At 48.7% G+C, this 22,416-nt stretch carries 20 protein-coding genes; 8 read left to right on the top strand and 12 right to left on the bottom strand.

Annotated elements, in window-relative coordinates:
• Positions 1-83: 83 nt before the first annotated feature.
• The 3 genes from T494_RS0105255 (at position 84) to T494_RS0105245 (ending at position 2,235) form a co-directional block, all read left to right on the top strand.
• Positions 84-527, top strand: a complete 444-nt coding sequence (locus T494_RS0105255) for a SpoVA/SpoVAEb family sporulation membrane protein (RefSeq protein WP_028505391.1) — start codon at positions 84-86, stop codon at positions 525-527.
• Positions 528-612: 85 nt separating this feature from the next.
• Positions 613-1,386, top strand: a complete 774-nt coding sequence (locus tag T494_RS0105250) for a hypothetical protein (RefSeq protein ID WP_028505390.1) — start codon at positions 613-615, stop codon at positions 1,384-1,386.
• Between the two features lie 114 nt (positions 1,387-1,500).
• Positions 1,501-2,235: a hypothetical protein gene (locus T494_RS0105245; RefSeq protein WP_028505389.1), complete on the top strand. Its 735-nt coding sequence runs from the start codon at positions 1,501-1,503 to the stop codon at positions 2,233-2,235.
• Between the two features lie 48 nt (positions 2,236-2,283).
• Here the strand turns inward: T494_RS0105245 and T494_RS0105240 are convergent, their stop codons facing one another.
• The 7 genes from T494_RS0105240 to radA form a co-directional block, all read right to left on the bottom strand.
• Positions 2,284-3,027, bottom strand: coding sequence for a YebC/PmpR family DNA-binding transcriptional regulator (locus tag T494_RS0105240; protein WP_028505388.1), 744 nt, complete (start codon positions 3,025-3,027; stop codon positions 2,284-2,286).
• Between the two features lie 36 nt (positions 3,028-3,063).
• A complete protein-coding gene (locus tag T494_RS0105235; RefSeq protein WP_278244655.1) occupies positions 3,064-3,420 on the bottom strand; it encodes a ribonuclease III domain-containing protein in 357 nt (118 codons plus the stop codon).
• A gap of 72 nt (positions 3,421-3,492) precedes the next feature.
• Positions 3,493-4,770, bottom strand: coding sequence for a GTPase ObgE (gene obgE, locus T494_RS0105230; protein ID WP_028505386.1), 1,278 nt, complete (start codon positions 4,768-4,770; stop codon positions 3,493-3,495).
• Between the two features lie 255 nt (positions 4,771-5,025).
• Positions 5,026-5,307, bottom strand: a complete 282-nt coding sequence (gene rpmA, locus T494_RS0105225) for a 50S ribosomal protein L27 (protein ID WP_028505385.1) — start codon at positions 5,305-5,307, stop codon at positions 5,026-5,028.
• A 39-nt stretch (positions 5,308-5,346) separates the two neighbouring features.
• Positions 5,347-5,667 (bottom strand): ribosomal-processing cysteine protease Prp, encoded by a 321-nt coding sequence (locus T494_RS0105220; RefSeq protein WP_028505384.1) that lies wholly within the window; start codon positions 5,665-5,667, stop codon positions 5,347-5,349.
• Positions 5,668-5,670: 3 nt separating this feature from the next.
• On the bottom strand, positions 5,671-5,985 hold the full coding sequence (gene rplU, locus T494_RS0105215) for a 50S ribosomal protein L21 (RefSeq protein WP_028505383.1): 315 nt from the start codon (positions 5,983-5,985) through the stop codon (positions 5,671-5,673).
• A 151-nt stretch (positions 5,986-6,136) separates the two neighbouring features.
• Positions 6,137-7,507 (bottom strand): DNA repair protein RadA, encoded by a 1,371-nt coding sequence (radA, locus tag T494_RS0105210; RefSeq protein ID WP_028505382.1) that lies wholly within the window; start codon positions 7,505-7,507, stop codon positions 6,137-6,139.
• Positions 7,508-7,698: 191 nt separating this feature from the next.
• On the opposite strand from radA, the gene T494_RS0105205 reads away from it, so the two are divergent.
• The 5 genes from T494_RS0105205 (at position 7,699) to T494_RS0105185 (ending at position 16,104) form a co-directional block, all read left to right on the top strand.
• Positions 7,699-8,751 (top strand): zinc ribbon domain-containing protein, encoded by a 1,053-nt coding sequence (locus T494_RS0105205; RefSeq protein WP_028505381.1) that lies wholly within the window; start codon positions 7,699-7,701, stop codon positions 8,749-8,751.
• A gap of 18 nt (positions 8,752-8,769) precedes the next feature.
• The gene (gene glpK / locus T494_RS0105200; RefSeq protein WP_028505380.1) at positions 8,770-10,272 is read left to right on the top strand and encodes a glycerol kinase GlpK; all 1,503 of its coding nucleotides are present in this window, start codon (positions 8,770-8,772) and stop codon (positions 10,270-10,272) included.
• Positions 10,273-10,350: 78 nt separating this feature from the next.
• The gene (gene ppk1, locus T494_RS12390; protein WP_037343985.1) at positions 10,351-12,534 is read left to right on the top strand and encodes a polyphosphate kinase 1; all 2,184 of its coding nucleotides are present in this window, start codon (positions 10,351-10,353) and stop codon (positions 12,532-12,534) included.
• A gap of 68 nt (positions 12,535-12,602) precedes the next feature.
• Positions 12,603-14,342, top strand: coding sequence for an ABC transporter ATP-binding protein (locus tag T494_RS0105190; protein ID WP_028505379.1), 1,740 nt, complete (start codon positions 12,603-12,605; stop codon positions 14,340-14,342).
• 55 nt (positions 14,343-14,397) lie between these two features.
• The gene (locus T494_RS0105185) at positions 14,398-16,104 is read left to right on the top strand and encodes an ABC transporter ATP-binding protein (RefSeq protein ID WP_155984046.1); all 1,707 of its coding nucleotides are present in this window, start codon (positions 14,398-14,400) and stop codon (positions 16,102-16,104) included.
• 275 nt (positions 16,105-16,379) lie between these two features.
• On the opposite strand, the gene T494_RS12385 is transcribed toward T494_RS0105185, so the two are convergent.
• The 5 genes from T494_RS12385 to secA all read right to left on the bottom strand — a co-directional run bounded on the left by T494_RS12385 (position 16,380) and on the right by secA (position 22,397).
• Positions 16,380-17,063, bottom strand: a complete 684-nt coding sequence (locus T494_RS12385; protein ID WP_037343983.1) for a PHP domain-containing protein — start codon at positions 17,061-17,063, stop codon at positions 16,380-16,382.
• The gene (locus tag T494_RS0105175) at positions 17,063-18,322 is read right to left on the bottom strand and encodes a DUF1015 domain-containing protein (protein ID WP_037344044.1); all 1,260 of its coding nucleotides are present in this window, start codon (positions 18,320-18,322) and stop codon (positions 17,063-17,065) included. The genes T494_RS12385 and T494_RS0105175 overlap by 1 nt, the downstream gene beginning before the upstream one ends.
• Positions 18,323-18,408: 86 nt before the next feature.
• Entirely contained in the window at positions 18,409-18,912 is a 504-nt protein-coding gene (locus T494_RS12380) for a GNAT family N-acetyltransferase (RefSeq protein ID WP_051540111.1), read from the bottom strand.
• Between the two features lie 2 nt (positions 18,913-18,914).
• Positions 18,915-19,601 carry a hypothetical protein gene (locus T494_RS0105165; RefSeq protein ID WP_028505376.1) on the bottom strand — a complete coding sequence of 229 codons (687 nt, stop codon included), beginning with the start codon at positions 19,599-19,601 and terminating at the stop codon, positions 18,915-18,917.
• Positions 19,602-19,607: 6 nt separating this feature from the next.
• Positions 19,608-22,397: a preprotein translocase subunit SecA gene (gene secA, locus T494_RS12375; RefSeq protein WP_081777227.1), complete on the bottom strand. Its 2,790-nt coding sequence runs from the start codon at positions 22,395-22,397 to the stop codon at positions 19,608-19,610.
• Positions 22,398-22,416 lie beyond the last annotated feature (19 nt).

Genomic DNA, 22,416 nt, shown 5'->3' with positions numbered 1-22,416 from the left:
ATAAAACCTCCGCATAATAAACTCAAAGACAACGCACCGCTTTTTTACGGTGTACAGCAAATGAGCTATACGGAGGTTTTTTTATGGAACTTGGTATTTCCAGTGAACAGTATGCACAAATGTGCAAAAAAGCATCTCACGGAACAAAATGGTGGACGACCGTTCCCAAGGCGTATTTTTTCGGCGGACTGATATGCGTCCTTGGACAGGGCATTATGGATCTTTACGAATATGCAGGGCTTGACCGCAAGACCGCTTCTTTGTCTGTGTCTCTGACATTGATATTCCTTTCCGCCCTTACGACCGCTCTTGGCTGGTACGAAAAGTTTGCCAAGCAGGCAGGAGCAGGCGCACTTGTGCCCATAACAGGCTTTGCCAATGCCGTGGCAGCACCTGCGGTGGAGTTCAAGACCGAAGGGTTTATCACAGGTGTGGGCGCAAAGATATTTATCATCTGCGGTCCTGTCATCCTTTACGGAACTCTGGCAAGCGTGATCTACGGAGTGGTATATTATTTTCTTTACTGAATGAAGCCCCGCCCCGCCATGACTATTGACATTTTGTTTCCCTCGTGTTATAATTTCGTTGTATAAAAATAAAGGGGGAAAAATAATGAGATGTCAATATTGCGGACGTGAAGCACAGCCCGGTCAGGTGTACTGTGAATGTGGACACCCCATAAGCCTTTCAGGCGATACCGGTTTCCAGCAGCAGGGCGGCGGCTTTCCACAGGGTGTTTTCCCACAAGGCGGATTCCAGCAGGGATTTACTCCCGACGGAAGAGATATCTATTCCTTGCAGAAAAAAGCCGGCATGGGACTTGGCGCAAAGATCCTTATAGTGATACTTATCCTTGCACTTCTGGGCGGCGGAGGATTTCTGGCGTATAAGTTCATCAAGGGAAGAGATCCCCTTGACGAGGACAGCTGGAAAAAGATCGACAAGGCCGAGTTTTCCATTACCCTTCCAAGCTCTATGAAGGAAAGTGATAATATTGTGGATATCGGAAGCGGCTATAAGCGTCTGGGCTTCTACAAGGGCGACAAGACAGCTGCATACCTTGCAAAATATGACAACACCAACGTGACAGCTATGATAAAATCAAAGGGCATTGAGGGCACAAAGCAATATTTCATTGATTATCTGAAAAAGAAAAAGATAAACAACCATCAGCTTGAGCCAAAGGTCCGTGGCGATCTTGTTACAGTGGAGTATCCTGTTCAGAGAAAGAACTACATAAAGGATACTGATAAGCTGTGGATGCTGGATGCAACTCTTGTTACCGACACATACGCTTATGAGATCGAGTTCTTTTGTGCCGAATCCGAAAAGGATAAGTATATCGACGCAATGTATAAATGGGCTGATTCTTTCAAGGCAAAATAAGACCGCAAAGGCCTGCACTTTGATGTGCAGGTCTTTTTTTGCAGCCGCAAAAGTTGACAATTCAGCTGCGGCATGGTATACTTTCTTTTATTAAAGCAGTGTGAGGTGACAGATGTGAAATGTAAAGCGTGCGGACGTGAACTCCCTCCGGGAGAAACTGAATGCTCCTGCGGCGAGATCTGTGATGAGGTGCAGGAAAAAGAGAAAGACGATGCGACTGAAATAATACTGACCCCCGACGGACGGGATCTTGCTTCGCTTGAAAAGAAGCAGTCCGGCTCCAAAACAAGGATTATCGTTCTGACAGCGATCCTTGCTGTGGTGTGCATAGCCGGCGTTATTCTTTTCTTCGTGCTCAGAAGCGGCGATCCCCTGGACGAGGACACATGGCGAAGCGTCAAAAAGGACGGCTACTCTATTACCCTTCCAAAAGCACTTGAGGAAAACGACAATATCCATGAGGACGACCCTGACTTTAAAAAGATAGGATTTTTTGTCTGCGATACTGCTGCGGTTTACATTTCAAAATCAGAGCTTAACGAGGCAGAAAAAGATCTTGTGAAAAAAAGCGGCGTTGAAAAGATCCGCCAGGATATGATAAAGAATTCAAAGAAAATGAAACTGGATAACCAGTCAATGACCGTAAAAATGCAAGGCGACCTGGTGATAACCGAATATGCCGAGGTAAGACAACAGTACCTTAAAAGCTCCGAGGATGTATGGATCGTGACCGCTGTGCTTGTCACAGAAGATTCCATTTACGAGATAGAGGGCTGCTGCAGCCGGGACGATAAAGATAAATACCATGACTCCATATGCAAATGGCTGGAATCCTTCAAGCCGGAATAACCCATAAAAAAAGACCCACACCTGAGTGTGGGTCTTATCTATTTTCTGTTAGTCCTCGTCCGGCTCCTGAGGCATATCCCAGTTGTGGTAAACATTCTGAACGTCATCGTTGTCATCAAGGGCATCAAGCAGAAGATTCATCTTCTTGATAGCCTCCTCGTCTGTGAGAGTGGTGTAGTTTGAAGGCACCTTTGTTGCCTCTGCGGACAGCACATTGTAGCCCATTGAAGAAAGTGCCTCTCTTACAGAATGAACATCGTTTGGACCGCATGCGATCTCGATAACATCGTCATCAATGTTAAAATCGTCTGCACCTGCCTCAAAGCAGTCCTCCATTATCTTGTCCTCATCGCCGCCGTTGTTTTCCACAACGATCTCTCCCTTGTCAGAGAACATGAAGGATACACAGCCCGATGTACCAAGGTTTCCGCCGAACTTGTCAAAGTAGTGACGGACATCTCCCGCCGTGCGGTTCTTGTTATCTGTCAGACATTCAACTATAACTGCAACTCCCGAAGGACCATATCCCTCGTATACCATAGACTCGTAGTTGTTCTTGTCACCGTCACCGGCAGCCTTCTTGATACATCTGTCGATATTATCGTTAGGAACATTGTTTGCCTTTGCCTTCTGGATAAGGTCACGCAGCCTTGCATTTCCCGCAGGGTCTGCACCGCCCTCCTTAACGCAAACAGCGATCTCTCTGCCTATCTTGGTAAATATCTTTGCCCTTGCAGCGTCTGTTGCACCTTTTTTTCTTTTAATGTTCTCCCATTTTGAATGACCTGACATTGTTTTCACTCCTTATATTTTCTTAATGCTGTAAAGCTATTGTTTACTATCCTTTTCGGCTCTCTCCCATATAAGTGAGAAAAGCTCCTCTATCCTGTCTGTCCTGTCGGTGAGCTTCAAAAACCCAAACAGCGTTTCAAGCCCCGTTGCACTTCTGTACTCGCCTACCGATGAATGCTTAGGCGGATTGATGCCCTTTGCGTTCCTGCCCCGCTTATAGACCTCTGTTTCCTGCTCGCTGAGCACATCGTCGTCTATAAGTCTGTGAACAGCAGCCGCCTGAAACTCGGCGCAGACTCTTTCCACCGCCATGGTGTGTAAAGCGTTGGCTGTGGTGTTTGCCTTTAAGATCAGTCTTTCCCTTACAAGCTGTTCATAAACCGAATCCCCTATGAACGCCAGAGCAAGAGGTGAATACTGCAGCGCATCATGGTCTGTAAGCTTGATCTGCGTAGGAACTCCTCCTTACCGTACATACTCAAATTCAAAGTCGAATATAGCCACCGTGTCTCCCTCGTTTATACCCATCTCCTCCAGCTTGTCGATAATGCCGGTGGAACGCAGTACATTCTGAAAATACTGCAGCGACGAGTAATCATCCATATCCGCAACTCTGATTATATCCCACAGCCAGTCGGCTTCCACAAAATAGATGCCGTCCTCCACCGTGATCTCAAAATCCTTCTTTGAAAGCAGCTTAGCGTCCAGCTCCTCTCTTGTGAGTGGCTGAGCCTCAAACTGTTTTACCGGGGGCAGCTTGCCAAGCTCCTCCCACACTCCGTAGGTCAGCTCTCTGGTGCCCTGCGTCGTTGCCGCCGAGATCTCATAGAACGCCAGACCCTTGTTCTGTATATACTTTCTGAATCTCTCTATCTGCTCCGGTGTCGCCATGTCCGACTTGTTTGCGGCAACTATCTGAGGTGCATCGGCAAGCTCCTGTGAAAAGCCCGCAAGCTCCTTGTTTATCGCCTCAAAGTCCTCAATGGGATCTCTGCCCTCGCTGCCGGAAACGTCAACAACGTGAACGATAAGCCTGCACCTTTCCACGTGGCGCAAGAACTCATGACCAAGTCCCACTCCCTCGCTGGCACCTTCGATAAGACCCGGTATATCCGCCATAACAAAAGACTTGCCGTCCTCTATCTTGACAACGCCAAGCACAGGTGTCAAAGTGGTGAAATGGTAGTTTGCGATCTTCGGCTTAGCCGCCGAGACCACTGATATAAGCGTGGATTTGCCCACGTTGGGAAATCCCACAAGACCCACGTCTGCAATAAGCTTCAGCTCCAGCAGCAGCTCATATTCATCGCCCCTGAATCCCGGCTTTGCAAACTTTGGTATCTGCCTTGTTGAAGTGGCAAAGTGAGCGTTTCCACGACCGCCCTTGCCGCCCCTTGCAATGACCACAGGTTCGTCCCCCGACATATCCGCAAGGATACGTCCGGTCTTGAACTCCTTGACCACCGTTCCCCTCGGAACTTTTATCACAACATCAGGTGCGCTCTTTCCAAAGCTGTTCTTTGACGAGCCGTTCTCGCCCTTTTGCGCAACATATTTTCTCTTATAGGTAAAATCAATAAGGCTGGAAAGGTTATTGTCCACCTTAAAGACGATGTCGCCGCCTTTTCCGCCGTCACCGCCGTCAGGACCGCCCGCAGCTACATATTTTTCCCTGTGGAACGATACCGCTCCGTCACCGCCGTCCCCGGCCTTGACATATATCTTGGCACTATCGACAAACAACTTTCCTGCCTCCTTTGTCGGATAATTGAGGGAAACCCTTTTGAAAAAGGGTCATCCCTCAAACTCCCTTCCTAAAACTTTTAATGATTTTCGGTGCTTGGGCATATAGCCCAAGCGCCGAAAATGACTGAGAGCTTAAAAAGAAAATCTGAAAACAATCTTTTCAGAAGAATCTCCTCAATCATCAGGCAAAGAATGCCCGACACACAAATTCGACCCCAAGCCTCAAGCTCGGGGTCGGTAGTTTTCATTAAATCAAGCCTGTGGATAAACAGATACTTTTTTACGGTCTTTGCCAAGTCTCTCGAACTTTACAACGCCGTCACTTGTAGCAAAAAGTGTGTCGTCTGAACCACGCTTAACATTCTCGCCCGGATGGATGTGAGTTCCTCTCTGTCTTACCAGGATATTTCCTGCCAGAACGAACTGTCCGTCAGCTCTCTTGACGCCAAGTCTCTTAGCCTCAGAATCACGGCCGTTCTTTGTGGAACCCATACCTTTTTTATGAGCAAAAAACTGCATAGATATCTTTATCATTGTAATTACACCTCCAAAAATGTAATTTCACCGTCAAAGTCACCTGTCGTGGACCTTGACCAAAACATAGCCCGGGAACTCGTCCTGCATCAGGTAAAGATGCGTCAGAAGTCCTAAAAGCACCTTGTCGCCCTCGCCCTGCGGATCGCTTCCCAGCTTCAGCATAATGTCGTTTTCTTCAACACTTACCTTAGCGCTGATCTTAAACGCCTCGGTTATTGTGTTCGCCGCCAGCATAACGGCAGAGGACACGCTTGCACAGCAAACATCCTGTCCCTCATCGGCAAGCCCCGCATGACCCGAAACCTCAAAGCCAAGCAGTCTTCCCTCGCTGCTTCGGTAAAAATCAGCCTTTATCATCGATTATGCGTTTATTGCTTCGATCTGTACCTTTGTGTATGGCTGTCTGTGACCCATCTTTCTCTTTTCGCCCTTCTTAGGCTTGTAAGTGAAAACTGTGATCTTCTTAGCCTTACCGTTCTTGAGAACCTTTGCACTAACAGTAGCACCCTCAACATAAGGAGCACCTACAGTTGCTGCACCCTCATCATTGGCGATCATCATGACCTTGTCAAAAGTCACCTTGTCGTCAGCCTCAACATCAAGCTTCTCGATGAATACCTCATCGCCTGCCTTGACCTGATACTGCTTTCCGCCTGTTTCGATTACTGCGTACATTCAATATGCACCTGCCTTTAATTTGATCTCGCTATGTACGGTGCCGAAGCATACTCCGAACTTGTTCTACCGTAAATATGCGGCTTATGTATCATACCATATAATAAAGGAAAAGTCAAGAAATTTGCGAAAATTTACATAAAGTTTACTTTTATATCTCCTTGAACGCTTCTTTTATCGAGTGTACGCCGATTATTTTTATGCCAAACTTGCCTGTTCCCACGCCTTTGAGCGAATGTGCGGGCAAAATAACCTTTTCAAAGCCCATTCGCTCTGCTTCGGCAATACGCTGTGGGATATGTGTGACTGTGCGCAGCTCACCTCCGAGACCTATCTCACCGAAAGCTATCGTCTTGCTGTCAATTATCTTATCTGTAAGGCTGGAATAAAGCGCCATAGCCACCGAAAGGTCTGCCGCCGTGTCGTCCAGCTTCAAGCCGCCAACAATGTTGATATACACGTCAAGCCCGCCGAAGAAGTAGCCCAGCCGCTTTTCCAGAACCGCAATGATAATTGACATCCTGTAATAATCTATGCCGGTTGCTGTGCGTCTTGGTGTTGAAAGGGCAGATTTTGACACCAGAGCCTGTACCTCTGCCATAAGCGGTCTTGTGCCTTCCATAATGCAGGCGACGCAGGTGCCGGAAACATCGGTCGGTCTGCCCTCCAGCAGGAGCATCGACGGGTTTTCCACCTGCAAAAGCCCCTTGTCAGCCATTTCAAAAACGCCGATCTCATTAGTTGAGCCAAATCTGTTTTTTGCCGCCCGAAGGATACGGTATGTCAGATTCCTCTGCCCCTCAAAGTAAAGCACACAATCAACAATGTGTTCCATGACCTTAGGACCTGCAATAGCACCGTCCTTGTTCACGTGACCCACAATGAACATTGGTATCTCCTCTGACTTTGCCGTGCGTGTGAACACGTTTGTACACTCCCGCACCTGTGTCACCGATCCCTGAGCCGAGTTAAGCTCCGCCATGCTCATGGTCTGAATGGAGTCGATGATAACTACCTCAGGCTGCTGCTTGACAATAACATTGCAGATCTTCTCACAGTCGGTCTCGGCAAGAAGATACAGATTTTCGCTGTCCACCCCAAGCCTGTCCGCACGGAGTTTGATCTGCCTGAGAGATTCCTCGCCCGACACATAAAGTATAGTGTGCTCCCTGCCGATAAAGCTGCATATCTGAAGCAGTATTGTAGACTTTCCTATTCCCGGCTCGCCTCCGAGAAGCACCACCGAACCCTTTACAAGCCCGCCTCCAAGCACTCTGTCCAGCTCGCTAAGCCCTGTCATGTAGCGGCTCTCGTTATAGCTGGCATCTATGCCGTTTATGTTAACGATATTGTCCGAAACGTCTTTTACCGCTGAAACACTGCGGGCTTTTGAGCCTGCTCTTACAGTTACCTCAACCTCCTCAAGGGTGTTCCATTCGCCGCAGCCGGGACACCTTCCGTTCCATTTTGCAGTTTCGTATCCGCACTGACTGCACACATAAGAGCTTTTCACCTTTGCCATTGTGTCACTTCCTTTTTTACAATGCTATATCGCTATGATTATAGCACATTTGTACATCTTTTGCAAGGCTGATATGTACATAATATGGGACTTTTAAGGAAATCCTGCGTAATGTTTGACAAGTGATCCAAATCATAGTATTATTATTAGTAGTATGTAGTATGATGTATAAGTATAAAGGAGTGTAAACAGTGAACGTATGGGGCTACTGGAAATGTCCGTACTGCGGAGAGACCGTCCGTGCAGATCACAAGGACTGTCCCAAATGCGGAACGTCGATACCCAACGATGTGCGGTTCTTTATGGACACGTCAAAACCGATCGAATACGTCGATAAAGAGCAGGAAAACAACGAGGCGAACTGGCTTTGCTCCTATTGCCGAACGCAGAATCCTGCGCAGGCTGAGGTCTGCGAAAGCTGCGGCGCAAAAAAAAGCGATGCCCTCGGCAGCTATCAGCCCGACCCCGAGCCGATAACTCCCAAACCAAAGCCGGAACGCCGGCAAAAGCAGCGGCCGAAAAAAGATTATATACACAGGCAGAATTCAAGCGCATTAAAATTGCTGTTCGGGCTGATACTGTTTGCGGCGCTGGGCATATTTGCACTCAACTGGTACCAGAAGCCCGTCGATCGTGAGGGCGAGGTCATCAGCTTCGGCTGGCAGCAGGAGATAGGCGTCGAGGAGTATAATACATACCGTGAAAACGGCTGGAACGTGCCGAGCGGCGGCACCGTCGTCTCGTCAAATCGTGAAGTGCGCTCTTATAAGCAAGTCCTCGACCACTACGAGACCAAAACCAAAAGGGTCGCCAAACAGGTAAAGGACGGCTACGATGTCAAGTATAAGGATATGGGCAACGGGCAGTACAAAGAGGTAAAAACGCCCCGCTACAAGACCGTCTACGAGAACAAGACCTACAAAGAGCCTGTCTACCGGAAAGAGCCTGTATATGACACCAAGTATTATTACGACATAGACAAATGGAAAGAGACCGATGTTCTGCGGACAAGCGCCGACGACCACGAACCGAAATGGGCAGAAACAGACCTGCCCGAGAAAGTTGATTCGCCAAAGTACGGCGATAAACGGCAGGGCAGCCGCAGAGGCAAATACTGGGTGATAATAAAGGACGATAAAGGCAACGAACAAAAGCTGGAACGGAGCCTGGACGAATGGAAAGATCTCAAAGAGGGCGACAAAGTCAAATATCAGACCCACCGCAATTCCGACGACCCTCTGTAAATATGAAAGGATAAAACTATGAAAGGTTACATACTTTCCCTTGACCAGGGTACAACATCTTCAAGAGCATTGATATTCAACGAAAAGGGCGAAAAGCTGTCCTGCTGTCAGAAGGAATTTCCCCAGATATTCGTAAAAGGCGGCTGGGTGGAGCATGACCCCAAGCATATCTGGCAAAGCCAGCTTGATGTTGCAAGGCAAGCCATAGAAGATGCAGGCATCACCCCCGGGGAGATAAGCGGGATCGGTGTCACCAACCAGCGTGAAACCACTATTTTATGGGACAAAACCACAGGCGAGCCTGTCTATAACGCCATTGTGTGGCAGTGCAGACGTACCGCCGATATGTGCGCCAGATTTACCCGGCAGGGGCTTGAAAAGTTTTTCAGCGATAAAACAGGACTTGTCATCGACCCCTACTTCTCCGCTACAAAAGTAAAGTGGATTCTTGACAACGTGGAGGGCGCACGTGAAAAAGCGCAGAACGGACAGCTGCTTTTCGGTACGGTGGATACCTGGCTCATATGGAACCTCACCGCCGGCAAGGTCCATGCCACCGACTATACCAACGCATCAAGAACTATGATGTTCAACATACACACCCTTCAGTGGGACGATGAGATACTGGGACTTCTGGGAATACCAAAGTGTATCCTGCCCAGGGTGGTGGATTCAAGCGGTGAGATAGGCGTAACAGACAGCTCACTGTTTGGTGCTCCAATAAAGATATGCGGCTGTGCAGGCGACCAGCAGGCAGCACTTTTCGGACAATGCTGCTTCAATAAGGGCGACGTTAAAAACACCTACGGAACAGGTGGTTTTCTGCTGATGAATACAGGCTCCGAGCCTGTGAAAAGCCGCAGCGGACTGCTTACCACTATCGCATGGGGTATCGGCGGAAAGATAAGCTATGCCCTTGAGGGCTCCGTGTTCGTAGCAGGCGCAGTTGTAAAATGGCTCAGAGATGAGCTTAAACTTATTGACTCCGCAGCCCAGACCGAGGAGCTTGCACGCAGCGTTGAAGATTCAGCGGGAGTCTATATGGTACCCGCCTTTGTGGGGCTGGGCACACCCTACTGGGATCCTAATGCCAGGGGCAGTATCTTCGGGCTCACACGAGGCTCCGGCAAAGCGCATATCGTCCGTGCCTGCCTTGAAGCTATCTGCTACCAGACCGCCGACGTTATCGACGCCATGGCAGAGGACACCGGCAGCCTTAATACTATCCGTGTTGACGGCGGTGCATCAGCCAACGATTTTATAATGGAGTTCCAGTCCGATATCCTTGGCAGAAGCATTATCAGACCTGAAAACGTAGAGTCCACCGCCACCGGCGCAGCCTTCCTTGCAGGTCTTGCCTGCGGAGTGTGGTCCTCAAAGGAAGAGATAATCCAGATATGCGCCATCTCCAAGGAGTTCCTCCCCTCCATGAACAGCGAAAAGCGCAGCTGTCTGAGAGCAGGCTGGAAAAAGGCTGTTAAAAGGAGCCTCGCCTGGGAGGACCGGTCCCCTATTGCTTGACTTTTCACGGCGTATATATTACAATATCAATGTAACATTACGGGCGTTTTCCGCCCCTATGAAAGTGAGATAACCACCATGAGTAAAAAGGTCTTTGACAACAGAGAGCTTTCCTGGCTTAAATTCAACCAGCGTGTGCTTGAGGAGGCACAGGACGAAAGCGTGCCCCTTATGGAGCGTCTGCTGTTTGAATCTATATATTCCAGCAACCTTGATGAGTTTTTTATGGTCAGAGTCGGCTCCCTTTACGATTCCTCCCTTGTGGACGACGACGAGAAGGATAATAAGACCAAAATGCGCCCCTCTGAACAGCTCAGTGCGATATTCGCCAGAGTCAGAGAGCTTGTTGCCGTCAGAGACAGGTCCTTTGAAGCGCTGATGAAGGAGCTGAAGGCAAAGGGTATACACCACCGCAGCATCAAAAACCTCTCACGGCTGGAAATGGAATTTATCGAAGGGTACTATGCCTATGAGATAAAGCCGTTTCTCAACGCCAACATCATAGATAAACGTCACCCGTTCCCCTTCCTTGCAAATAAAAGCATCTACGTCATCACCCGTCTTAGTGCAAAGGGTACAAAGTCCCTTGGCATGATATCCTGTACAGATAAATTTGACCGTGTGGTGTTTGTTCCCGACGAAAACAGCGGGGATATAAACTATGTGCTGGTGGAGGAGATAATCTCCCACTATGCAGACAGCATTTTTGAAAACTATAAGGTTGAAGAAAAAGCCCTTATGCGTGTGACACGAAACGCAGACATCGACGTGGACGAAAGCTACGATTCCGAGCTTGACTTCAGACAGAATATGTCCGTTGTCATAAGCAAGCGCAAAAGGCTCTGCCCCGTCAGACTCCAGATATCAAAAAATCTTTCGGACAACGTGATAGATACCCTTTGTGAAAGACTGGAGCTTTCCAAAAAACAGGTGTTTGTTGAAAAAGCCCCCCTTGATATGTCCTATGTGGGTGACCTTTTCGGCAAGGCTCAGAGCAAAAAGGGACTGTTCTTTGATGAGTTTGAGCCCCAGCGTTCACCTGTGGTGGATCAGCTGGAACCGATGATATCACAGATCGATAAGCATGACCTTTTGCTGTCATATCCCTACGAGTCCATCGACCCGTTCATACGACTGCTCAGCGAAGCCGCAGAGGATCCGCAGGTAGTGTCCATAAAAATGACGCTTTACAGAGTCGCCAAAAACTCAAAGGTAGTAAGAGCACTGTGCAAAGCAAGCGAAAACGGCAAGGAAGTCGTTGTGCTGGTGGAGCTTCGTGCAAGGTTTGACGAGGAGAATAATATCGGCTGGTCAAAAGCCCTTGAGGAATTCGGCTGCCATGTTATCTACGGACCGCCGAGAATGAAGGTACACTCCAAGCTCTGCCTTATAACCAGAAGCGTGGACGGTCAGGCTAAATACACCGTTCAGGTGGGCACAGGAAACTATAACGAAAAGACCGCAAAGCTGTATACCGACTTTTGTCTTATGACCTCAAACAGCGACATCGCAGCCGATGCCGCCCAGGTGTTCAGAGCACTTTCCATGGGTGAGCTGGTGGAGAACGCAAAAACGCTCCTTGTGGCTCCGAAATGCCTGCAAAACAAGGTCATCGAGTTCATGGACAACGAGATCGCCATTGCAAAAGCAGGCGGCGAGGGGTATGTTGCCGCTAAGCTCAACTCTCTCACCGATAAGGTGATAATCGACAAGCTTATAGAGTGCTCCCAGGCAGGCGTAAGAGTGGAGCTTGTGATAAGAGGTATCTCCTGCCTTGTTGCAGGGGTAAAGGATGTTTCCGATAATATAACCATACGTTCCATTGTGGGCAGATTTCTTGAACATTCAAGAATTTACATATTCGGCGCTGGCGTGAGAAAACAGGTCTATATCTCCAGCGCCGACTATATGACAAGGAACACCACACGCCGTGTGGAAGTTGCCGCACCTATCCTTGATGAAGACATAAAAAAGCGTGTGCTTGATTACTTTGATATACAAATGCACGACAACGTCAAAGCAAGGATAATGCAGCCCGACGGTACATATGTACGGGCATTTGACAGCAGCGCCCATTGCTGCGCCCAGGAGAAATTTATTGCCATGGCATATGAAAGCGCACCGGAGCTTGTTACAGCGCCTGCGCCCCAGCCAGTCCAGCCAACTCAACCTGCTGCAGCCGACTTATCGCAGCAGCAGCAAGCGGTACAGAAAAAGGGCTTGTGGGCAAAAATCAAAAGTTTATTCAGCCGTAAGAAGTAGCGGCATAAAGCGGGGAGCTTTCTCCGCTTTTTTCCTGACAAAAATCACCGGGAAGGAGTGACCGATAAATGTTCAGACTGGCAAAATATCTGAAAAACTATAAGCTGCAAAGCATTATCGGTCCCCTGTTCAAGCTTATAGAAGCCTGCTTTGAGCTTGCCGTCCCCATTATTATGGCGGACATAATCGATACGGGCATAAAAAATCAGGACTCGTCCTATATTCTGTGGCGAGGAGGAATACTGGTGCTGCTTGGGGTACTGGGGCTGAGCTGCTCGCTGACCGCCCAGTATTTTGCCGCCAAAGCCTCTGTCGGCTTCGGACAGGAGCTTCGTACTGCGCTTTTCAAGCACATAGGCACCCTTTCGTATACCGAGATAGATAAGCTCGGAAGCCATACCCTTGTAACAAGAATGACCTCGGACATCAACCAGGCGCAAACAGGCGTGAATATGATACTGCGCCTCTTTCTGCGCTCTCCGTTTATCGTCCTTGGCTCGGTGATAATGGCGTTTACCATATCTGTCAGACTCACGCTTATATTCCTGATAATGTCCCCTGCGCTTGCGTTTGTTATCTATAAGATAATGTCCTCCACCATTCCCCGCTATAAAAAGGTACAAAAGACCCTTGACAAAACAAATCTTATAACCTCGGAAAACCTGCTGGGTACAAGAGTGGTAAGAGCCTTTTCACGCCAGAAAGACGAGCAGGCGGAGTTTGAAAAGAATTCCGAGGAGCTTCGCAGAATGCAGCTCACCGCAGGCAGGATATCTGCCATAATGAACCCTGCCACATATGTGCTTGTGAACCTTGCAATAGCCGCAATACTCTGGTTCGGCGGAAAGACTGTCTATGCAGGCAGCATAACCCAGGGTGAGGTCATCGCACTTTTAAACTACATGAACCAGATACTCCTTGCCCTTCTGGCGGTAGCCCTGCTGGTTACCAATATTACAAAAATGTACGCCTGCGCAGGGCGGATAAATGAGGTCTTTGACGTACAGACTTCCGTTTCCGACAACGGCAATGAACCGGCTGCACCTGTAAACGGCGCAGCAAAGGTGGAGTTTGATAACGTCTGCTTCAGATATTCCGGCTCCGGAGAGCATATCCTTGAAAATATAAGCTTTAAAGCAGCCCCCGGAGAGACTGTAGGAATTATCGGCGGCACAGGCTCGGGCAAAAGCTCCCTGGTAAACCTTATCCCAAGATTTTACGATGCCTTTTCAGGCAGCGTTCTGGTGGACGGGGTAAACGTTAAAAGCTATCCCTTCGGGCAGCTGCGTGGCAAAATAGGTATCGTGCCCCAAAAAGCCGTGCTTTTCAAGGGCTCGATACGTGAAAATATGCAGTGGCGTGATAGTACCGCAAGCGATGAACAGATATGGCAGGCGCTTGATATATCCCAGGCATCAGAGTTTGTCAGACAAAAGGACGGACAGCTTGACTTTGAGATACTCCGTGACGGCAAAAATCTTTCGGGCGGTCAAAGGCAAAGACTCACCATTGCCAGAGCACTGGTGGGAAGCCCGGAAATACTTATTCTTGACGATTCCGCCTCCGCCCTTGACCTTGCCACCGACGCAAAGCTGCGCAAGGCGCTTAGCGAAATAGCAGGCAGCATGACCGTGTTTATCGTTTCCCAGCGTATTTCCTCCATCAGCAGCGCAGACAAAATAATAGTCCTTGACGACGGCGTGATCGCAGGCATAGGTACCCATGCTCAGCTTTATAAAAACTGTGGCGTGTATAAAGAGATATGCCTGTCTCAGCTTTCCGAAAAGGAGGTGGCACAGCATGGCTGATAAAAAGCTTTCTCCCAAAAAAGGCAGCGATTCAAGACAGGCGCTGCGGATCCTTATGGGTTATGCATCGCCGTATAAAAGCCTGTTTGCGCTGTCTCTTGTGTTTGCCCTGATAAGCGTCGGTGCGACCTTATATGCTCCTATCCTTATAGGTCAGGGCGTGGACGTTATTGTGGGCAAAGGTGATGTGGACTTTGATAAGCTTATCCCCATCATCATTATTCTGCTTGTCACCGTGGCAGTCACCGCACTTTGCCAGTGGCTCATGACTGTGTGTACCAACAAGATCACCTTCAATATCGTCCGTGATCTGAGGAACGAAGCCTTTGCAAAGCTTGAAAAGCTGCCCCTTTCATATATTGACTCCCACCCTCACGGTGACCTTATAAGCCGAGTGATAACCGATGTGGAGCAGATCTCCGACGGCTTACTCATGGGCTTTGCCCAGCTTTTCACAGGACTTTGCACCATCGTGGGCACCCTTATCTTTATGCTGACCATTAACCTGAAAATAACCCTTGTGGTAGTGCTTATAACTCCGCTGTCGCTTTTTGTGGCACGCTTCGTATCGGACAACACCTATAAGCTTTTCCATAAGCAGTCTGTTGCACGAGGCGAGCTTACAGGACTTATCGAGGAAATGACGGGCAACCAGAAAACCGTCAGTGCTTTCGGCTATGAACAGCAGGCACAGCAGCGTATGCAGGAGCTGAACCAGGAGCTTTCAAAGGTAAGCGTTAAAGCAATTTTCTTTTCAAGTCTAACCAACCCCACCACAAGATTTGTCAACGGGCTTGTTTACACAGGCGTAGGTATCGTAGGTGCCTTTACGGTCTTTTCCGGGGGCATGACCGTAGGTCAGCTCTCCAGCTTTCTCACCTACGCCAACCAGTACACCAAGCCTTTCAACGAAATATCCGGCGTTATCACCGAGCTCCAGGGCGCATTGGCATCAGCTCACAGGGTTTTCTCTCTGCTCAGCGAAAAGGAAATACCCGACGACAGCCGCTCAAAAGTCCTTGAAAAAATCGACGGAAGCGTGGATGTTGACTCGGTAGACTTTTCCTACACCCCGCAAAAGCCGCTTATACAAGGCTTTGACCTGCACGTTAAAAAAGGTCAGCGCACCGCTATCGTGGGACCTACCGGCTGCGGAAAGACCACAATGATAAACCTGCTTATGCGCTTTTACGACACCGACAAAGGGGAGATAAAAGTAAGCGGCGAAAACATACGGGATGTAACCAGAAAGTCCCTGCGTGCAGGCTATGGCATGGTGCTCCAGGAGACCTGGCTGAAAACAGGCACTATACGTGAAAATATCGCATACGGCAAGCCCGATGCCACCGACGAGGAGATCATCGCCGCCGCCAGGGCAGCCTATTGCCACAGCTTTATAAAGCGTCTGCCATTGGGTTACGATACGGTCATCTCCGACAGCTATTCCACCCTTTCCGCAGGGCAGAAACAGCTTTTGTGCATCGCACGTGTAATGCTTTGTGTTCCACAGATGCTCATTCTGGACGAAGCCACCTCCTCGATCGACACAAGAACGGAAATACTTGTCCAGAACGCCTTTGCCAAGCTAATGCAGGGCAGAACGAGCTTTATAATCGCCCACCGCCTTTCCACCATAAAAGAAGCGGATACCATAATCGTTATGAAAGACGGGACCATTATCGAGCAGGGCGACCACAAAAGCCTTATGGATAAAAACGGCTTTTACGCACAACTCTACAATTCTCAGTTCGCAATTTCCTGAAAAGGCGCATAAACAAAAGACTGCCGCATTTTTACGGCAGTCTTTCGTATTTTTGTGGAAGGAAGAAGAAAATTATTATAACAAATCTCCGCCTGACTCCGGCTAAGTAAGGGGGAGAAGTTCCCGGGCAGCCGCCCTGCAGCGAACCGCCCGGGGAGGTGTTTGTTTTGTCTATGTTTAAAGTATAACCGCCTTAGCTTAAATATACTTTAATCTAAAATGAAAGCTCTGTGAAAAAAGACGCAAAAAAATCTCCCCGGGAAAGGGGAGTTTTTTTATTCGTATTCGCCTATAAGCCGTGAGATCCCCGAGGACTTCACAAGCCTTATATAATCCTGTATGGTGTGTATTTTTTCATTAAATATCGTCACCCCGCAGCCTTTGTCCGCCGTGTCATGCCTGTCCGAGCCTGCGGTCTTTGTAAGCCCGTAGCTGTCAGCGTACCATAACGCACGGCGGTTGAACTGCGCATCATGATTACCCGCATTGAATACCTCCACAGCGTCCACCTCGTAAGGATACAGCCTTATGGTGTCAATGTACCATGCCTCTCTGAACGGGTGAGCGTGAACGATCATACCGCCGCTTTCGTGAACGAGCTTTATATACTCGTGAACATCTATCTCCATGACCTCAGGGTGTGCCTTCAGCCAGTCCTCGTCCACACCGTAAGTCAGCAGGTCTGTGCCCTTGTATGAATACTCAATACCGAACATGACCGTCAGACCTATCCGGTCGCCTACACGCTTTGCGTCTTTGTATCCGGCGCAGTAAAGCTCGCACCTTTTCTCCCAGTCAAGGCTCTGGTCGATGCAGGTGTTGCCATTGAAAAAATGGTCTGTGACAATAATGCCGTCATAGCCCCGGGCTTTGTAAAACTTTGCAAGCTCCCCTCCCGTCACCGATGCACAGGCACTTGCCTGAGAGGTGTGGCAGTGGGTCTCATACAAATATTCCATCAATCAGCTATCCTTCTTGCCTCAACATAATATCTCTTGTCCCATGCATGACCCATAGAGAAGGTCTTTCTGGGAAGCGCACCGTCACAGATAACTGTGGGGAAAAGCTCCGACTTTGCCATATCAGGCAGCAGCACTCCCAAAGCGTCACCGCTGTTTGAAAGGCTGTCTATTACCTCTGTTCCGTGGATATAGTCTATCTTTCCGCCGTTTTCCTTCATGTAAGCGTCAAGGAAATTCTGAAGCGAACCCACAGTCAGCTTTGAGCTTGGCTTGTGGATATAAAGATCTTCGTGCTTTGCGTCTGTAACAACGGTTATCTTCTGCTCGCTCGGCTCCTTTGAAAGCCCCAGAGCCTCGGTCATCTCAGCCATAAGCTTTGCTCTGTCAATGCCTGTGCAGATCCTGTGTATAGCCTCAAACTCCAGCGCAGGAGAATGAAGGTCAACTATCTCCACAAGCGCATACCTGCACCTTGCATTTGTCATGTCCTTGCCGGGGTTTTGCGCCTTCTGCTCCTCATAAAATGCCTTTGCCGTTGCCAGAGAGTGGTTTCCGTCGCCCATTGCAAAAGTAAGGGGAGCTTCGTTTTCGTAACCGTAACGCTCATTGAATTCAGCCTGTGAGTCCAGCTTGTCAAAAGCAGCAAGCAGCTCGCTCTGTGTCTGCTTGTCTATAAGCCAGCCGGTTATGTGACCGCCGTTTTTCATCATGTCAAAGTCATACACCTTTTCAAAGCTGTCCTTCTTTGCAGCCAGCGGCTCCACTACCTGCTTTTTCACATCGTCTATCAGTATCATTATGTGGGGCAGCTCCACAGGCGCACCACGCCTTACCTTTATTCTCGGTGGTATGCGCTCAACAACAGTTGCCTCGGTAGCCCTTACCTTGCTCTTTGACCCTTTGTTGTAGTCATATTCTTCAAGGTCGATAGCGCCCACAATGCCTGCTCTCACCTTTCCGTCCGCCTGAGTACGCTCAATATAGATAAGCGAATCCTTGTACTCGGTGAAGGAATCCTGTGCCGTGTACTCGTTCATCTTCTCGTGGATACGTGCGATACGTGTATCAACATCGTCTCCCTCAAGGTAAACCTCGGGCAGGATAAGGTCAAGGGTAGTTTTGCTGCCCTGAGTTATCTTTTCAACGTCCGCCCAGTACTGCGGCTCGCTGGTGTACTGGTCGCAGGCAACCACCGCCCACTTTGTCATATCCGTATTCTTTGGCAGAAGAATATCTGCCGGCTTGAATGCTGTCATTTTTATCAACCTTTCGTTATTGGATTTCAATTTATCATCAGCATAATGCTGTATATACTGTTCAAAAGGGCTTTTGCTGATTATTTTTACCGACAGCAGCAATGATTTTTAGCACTGCATTGCTTCCCCCTATCCAGCTGCATCTCGCTTTGCATCTGCACAAAGCCGTACTTTTCGTAAAGTGGTCTGCCCATATCCGTCGCCTCGAGCGTGATGTGCTCCACTCCCCTTGCCTTTGCGTCTTCAACCAGCAGCTCGAGCGTCTTGTAAGCAATACCCTGCCGTCTGTACTCGGGGTCGGTGTACATATTCATCACATACGCCTTTTTGCCTGTGGGCACATCACAGGTGGGCATAACGCTGTAATAGCTCATGCCGCCCGTACCGATAAGCCTGTCGCCGTCAAACACGAGATACGCCGTGTGGCTGCCGTCTGCAAGCGCTTTTTTGTAATACTCCCTCGACTGCGCCTCGATCTCGTTCATATCTGCATCATCAGGCAGCTTGTTCGCCGCCCTGAGCACCATTACCCTTGACGAAACAAGCATCTCAAGGTCGCCCATATCCGCCATTCTGTAAACGTACTGCATATTTATCTCCCGCCGAAATCATTGTTCTGATAATTGTTGTTCGGGTCGTATGGATAGTACCCATTGGGGTTATTCTGATAGTTCGGGTAATTCCCGTTCTGATAGCTGGGATAATTAGGATAGCTTACATTCTGATTAGGATAGTTCTGATAATTGGGATATCCACCGCCGGGATAGCCCTGATACATACTGTTATATTGTGTATTTACAGGGTTTGCATAAAACCCGTAGGGAACATTGTTCCGGGGCTTATCCTTGCTTTTGACGATGGCTCCGATAAGTGTTCCCATAAACTCCATAAACAGTATCGGCGATACGAGAAACAGCATCATAAAAGCGTATCCGAACTTGTCCGGTGCGTTTTGGCTATTAAAATAAACCAAACCGAAAATAAAATCTACCACAAAGCAAATTCCCGTAAATACCGCAAAGATCACAAGCACGTTCCCCTTCGGCTTGCCCTGCGCCATTCTCGCCTTGTTGTAAAAGTACCCTATCCACGCCGCCACGGTGACCGGAAGCATTATCATAAACCCTATAAATCCGACCACCCAAAATATGAACAGGTCCATATACCATGCAAATGCTGATGCCAGCAGCTCTATAGTACAAATCAATGCCAGTGCGTTCATAGTCTCCCCCGCTATCTGCGCAAACAGGGCGGAAAAATCTCCTTTACCGCCCTGCACTGTGATTTATTCTTCCGACTTATCCTCGTCTTTTTCCTTTGTGTCCTTACCGGACTTTGCGTCCTGTGCGGTGGTAGTCTTGTTTGCACCGCAGCAGTTCTTGTATTTCTTGCCGCTTCCGCATGGACAAGGAGCATTTCTGCCTATCTTTTCCTTTCTGCGGATAGTCATGTTGTGATGTACCTTGTTTTCCTTGTAAACGTCTTCACGCTGTGGAGCTTCCTCGTTTCTTCTCACCTGAATGGTAAATACCATTCTTACTGTGTCCTCACGGATAGAAGCCACCATGTCGTCAAACATATCCATACCCTCAACACGGTACTCGACAACAGGGTTCTTCTGACCGTAGGAACGAAGGCCGATACCCTTTTTCAGCTCCTCCATGTCGTCGATGTGAGCCATCCACTTTGTGTCCACGACTTTGAGCAGGCAAACTCTTTCTACCTCGTGAAGCAGCTCTGTTCCCAGCTCCTGCTCACGCTTTTTGTAAATAGCCTCTGCCCTTTCGGTAAGCTCCTTGACGATATCTTCCTTGTTCACATCGTCAAGCTCCTGAACGGTGTAGTTGAAATCGTCCTCTGTGGTAAGGATACCTGCCAGATGATCCCTAAGACCTGTGAGGTTCCAGTCGTCCTTGATGTCATCGTCCAGCAGATAAGCGTCTACCGAATCCACAACATACTGGTTTATCATGTTTACGATATAATCGTGAACGTCCTCGCCGTCAAGCACCTTTTGTCTTTGTGAGTAGATTATCTCACGCTGAGTGTTCATAACGTCGTCGTAGTTGAGGACATTCTTTCTGATATTGAAGTTTCTTCCCTCTATCTTCTTCTGTGAAGACTCGATGATGTTGGAAAGCATCTTTGACTGTATAGGTGTGTTCTCGTCCACCTTCAGAGCGTCCATTATGCCTGTTACCTTGTCGCCGCCGAAAATTCTCATAAGGTCGTCCTCAAGGGATAGGAAGAATGTGCTCTCGCCCGGGTCACCCTGACGTCCCGAACGACCACGGAGCTGGTTGTCTATACGCCTTGCCTCGTGTCTTTCGGTACCGATAATGTAAAGTCCGCCTGCCTCTCTTACCTTGTCGGCAAGCTCTGCTACCTCGGCAGAATAATCCTTATAAAGCTCTGTGTATCTCTTTCTTGCCTCAAGTATCTCCTCATCCTCCGTTACCGAAGGACCGGAAGCTGCCACAGCCACTTCCTCGGTGTAGCCTTCCTTCTGGAGCTGTGCAAGAGCCTTGTACTCTGCGTTACCACCCAGCATAATATCGGTACCACGTCCTGCCATGTTGGTGGCAATGGTAACTGCACCGAACTTACCTGCCTGTGCAACGATAAGTGCTTCCTTGTCATGATACTTGGCATTGAGCACTTCATGCTTGATGCCCTTGTTTTTCAAAAGCTTGGACAGGTATTCACTCTTTTCGATAGATACCGTACCGACCAGGACCGGCTGTCCCTTTTCGTGACATTCCTTTATCTGCTCGATAACAGCGTTATACTTGCCCTTTTCCGTCTTGAAGATAACGTCCGGGTGGTCTATTCTTGCGATAGGCTTGTTTGTGGGCACCTCGATAACGTCCAGTCTGTATATCTCTCTGAACTCGTCCTCTTCTGTGAGGGCAGTACCTGTCATACCTGAAAGCTTTTCGTAAAGCCTGAAGTAATTCTGGAAGGTAATGGTCGCAATAGTCTTTGACTCTCTTGCCACCTCAACGCCTTCCTTAGCCTCGATAGCCTGGTGCAGACCGTCATTGAAACGTCTGCCTATCATGATACGACCGGTGAACTCGTCAACAATGAGCACCTGACCGTCCTTTACAACGTAATCTATATCCTTTCTCATGGTGCCGTTGGCTTTGATAGCCTGGTTGATATGATGCAGAAGCGTCATATTTTCGGTGTCCATAAGGTTGATGACGTTGAAAGCCTTTTCAGCTTTCTTCACACCGCTCTTGGTAAGTGTTGCAGTCCTTGCCTTTTCGTCAATGATGTAGTCGCCGCCCAGAGCGTCGTTATCAGCCTTGTCGTCCATTTCCACTACCTTGACCGCCTTCAGGGTCTTGGCGAATCTGTCTGCAAGGGTGTAAAGCTGGGTAGACTTGTCTCCCTGACCGGAAATAATAAGCGGAGTTCTCGCCTCGTCTATGAGTATGGAGTCCACCTCGTCCACGATCGCAAAGGAGTGTTCTCTCTGGACCTTGTCCTTTTTGTAGATGACCATGTTATCACGCAGATAGTCAAATCCGAATTCGTTGTTGGTACCGTAGGTAATGTCGGAGTTGTACGCTATGCGCTTATCGTCGTTGCTCATTCCCGGCAGAACACAGCCGATAGTGCAGCCCAGGAACTTGAACACCTTTCCCATTTCCTCGGACTGGAATTTTGCCAGATAGTCGTTGACGGTAACAACGTGAACGCCCTTGCCGTCAAGGGAATTTGCATATGCCGCAAGACAAGCCACCAGCGTCTTACCTTCACCTGTCTTCATCTCGGCGATACGTCCCTGGTGAAGCACGATAGCACCGATTATCTGTACCGGATAAGCTTTTTTGTCAAGAACTCTGTACGCCGCCTCACGGCAAACCGCAAGAGCATCCGTGAGCACATCGTCAAGCGTCTCACCGTTTTGTACTCTCTCTCTCAGCACCTGTGTCTGTGAAGAAAGCTCTTTGTTATCCATAGCGCTGTACTTTTCCTCAAGGTCAAGCACAGCCTGCTTCAAAGGCTCTATCTTTTTAAGCTCCTTCTTGGAGTAGTTTCCGAAAATTTTGTCAACAAGACCCATTTTATCTTTCCACCTTTAT

Origin of the sequence: Ruminococcus sp. FC2018 (genome assembly GCF_000621805.1) — a bacterium.
GTDB lineage: Bacteria > Bacillota > Clostridia > Oscillospirales > Ruminococcaceae > Hominimerdicola.
This window is presented reverse-complemented; position numbering and strand designations above follow the sequence as displayed.

Bases quoted from the DNA above. Each gene is read 5' to 3' on its own strand.
- T494_RS0105255 (WP_028505391.1), top strand. From the start codon at position 84: ATGGAACTTGGTATTTCCAGTGAACAGTATGCACAAATGTGCAAAAAA.
- T494_RS0105250 (WP_028505390.1), top strand. From the start codon at position 613: ATGAGATGTCAATATTGCGGACGTGAAGCACAGCCCGGTCAGGTGTAC.
- T494_RS0105240 (WP_028505388.1), bottom strand. From the start codon at position 3,027: ATGTCAGGTCATTCAAAATGGGAGAACATTAAAAGAAAAAAAGGTGCA.
- rpmA (WP_028505385.1), bottom strand. From the start codon at position 5,307: ATGATAAAGATATCTATGCAGTTTTTTGCTCATAAAAAAGGTATGGGT.
- T494_RS0105220 (WP_028505384.1), bottom strand. From the start codon at position 5,667: ATGATAAAGGCTGATTTTTACCGAAGCAGCGAGGGAAGACTGCTTGGC.
- rplU (WP_028505383.1), bottom strand. From the start codon at position 5,985: ATGTACGCAGTAATCGAAACAGGCGGAAAGCAGTATCAGGTCAAGGCA.
- radA (WP_028505382.1), bottom strand. From the start codon at position 7,507: ATGGCAAAGGTGAAAAGCTCTTATGTGTGCAGTCAGTGCGGATACGAA.
- glpK (WP_028505380.1), top strand. From the start codon at position 8,770: ATGAAAGGTTACATACTTTCCCTTGACCAGGGTACAACATCTTCAAGA.
- ppk1 (WP_037343985.1), top strand. From the start codon at position 10,351: ATGAGTAAAAAGGTCTTTGACAACAGAGAGCTTTCCTGGCTTAAATTC.
- T494_RS0105190 (WP_028505379.1), top strand. From the start codon at position 12,603: ATGTTCAGACTGGCAAAATATCTGAAAAACTATAAGCTGCAAAGCATT.
- T494_RS0105185 (WP_155984046.1), top strand. From the start codon at position 14,398: ATGGGTTATGCATCGCCGTATAAAAGCCTGTTTGCGCTGTCTCTTGTG.
- T494_RS12385 (WP_037343983.1), bottom strand. From the start codon at position 17,063: ATGGAATATTTGTATGAGACCCACTGCCACACCTCTCAGGCAAGTGCC.
- T494_RS0105175 (WP_037344044.1), bottom strand. From the start codon at position 18,322: ATGACAGCATTCAAGCCGGCAGATATTCTTCTGCCAAAGAATACGGAT.
- T494_RS12380 (WP_051540111.1), bottom strand. From the start codon at position 18,912: ATGCAGTACGTTTACAGAATGGCGGATATGGGCGACCTTGAGATGCTT.
- secA (WP_081777227.1), bottom strand. From the start codon at position 22,397: ATGGGTCTTGTTGACAAAATTTTCGGAAACTACTCCAAGAAGGAGCTT.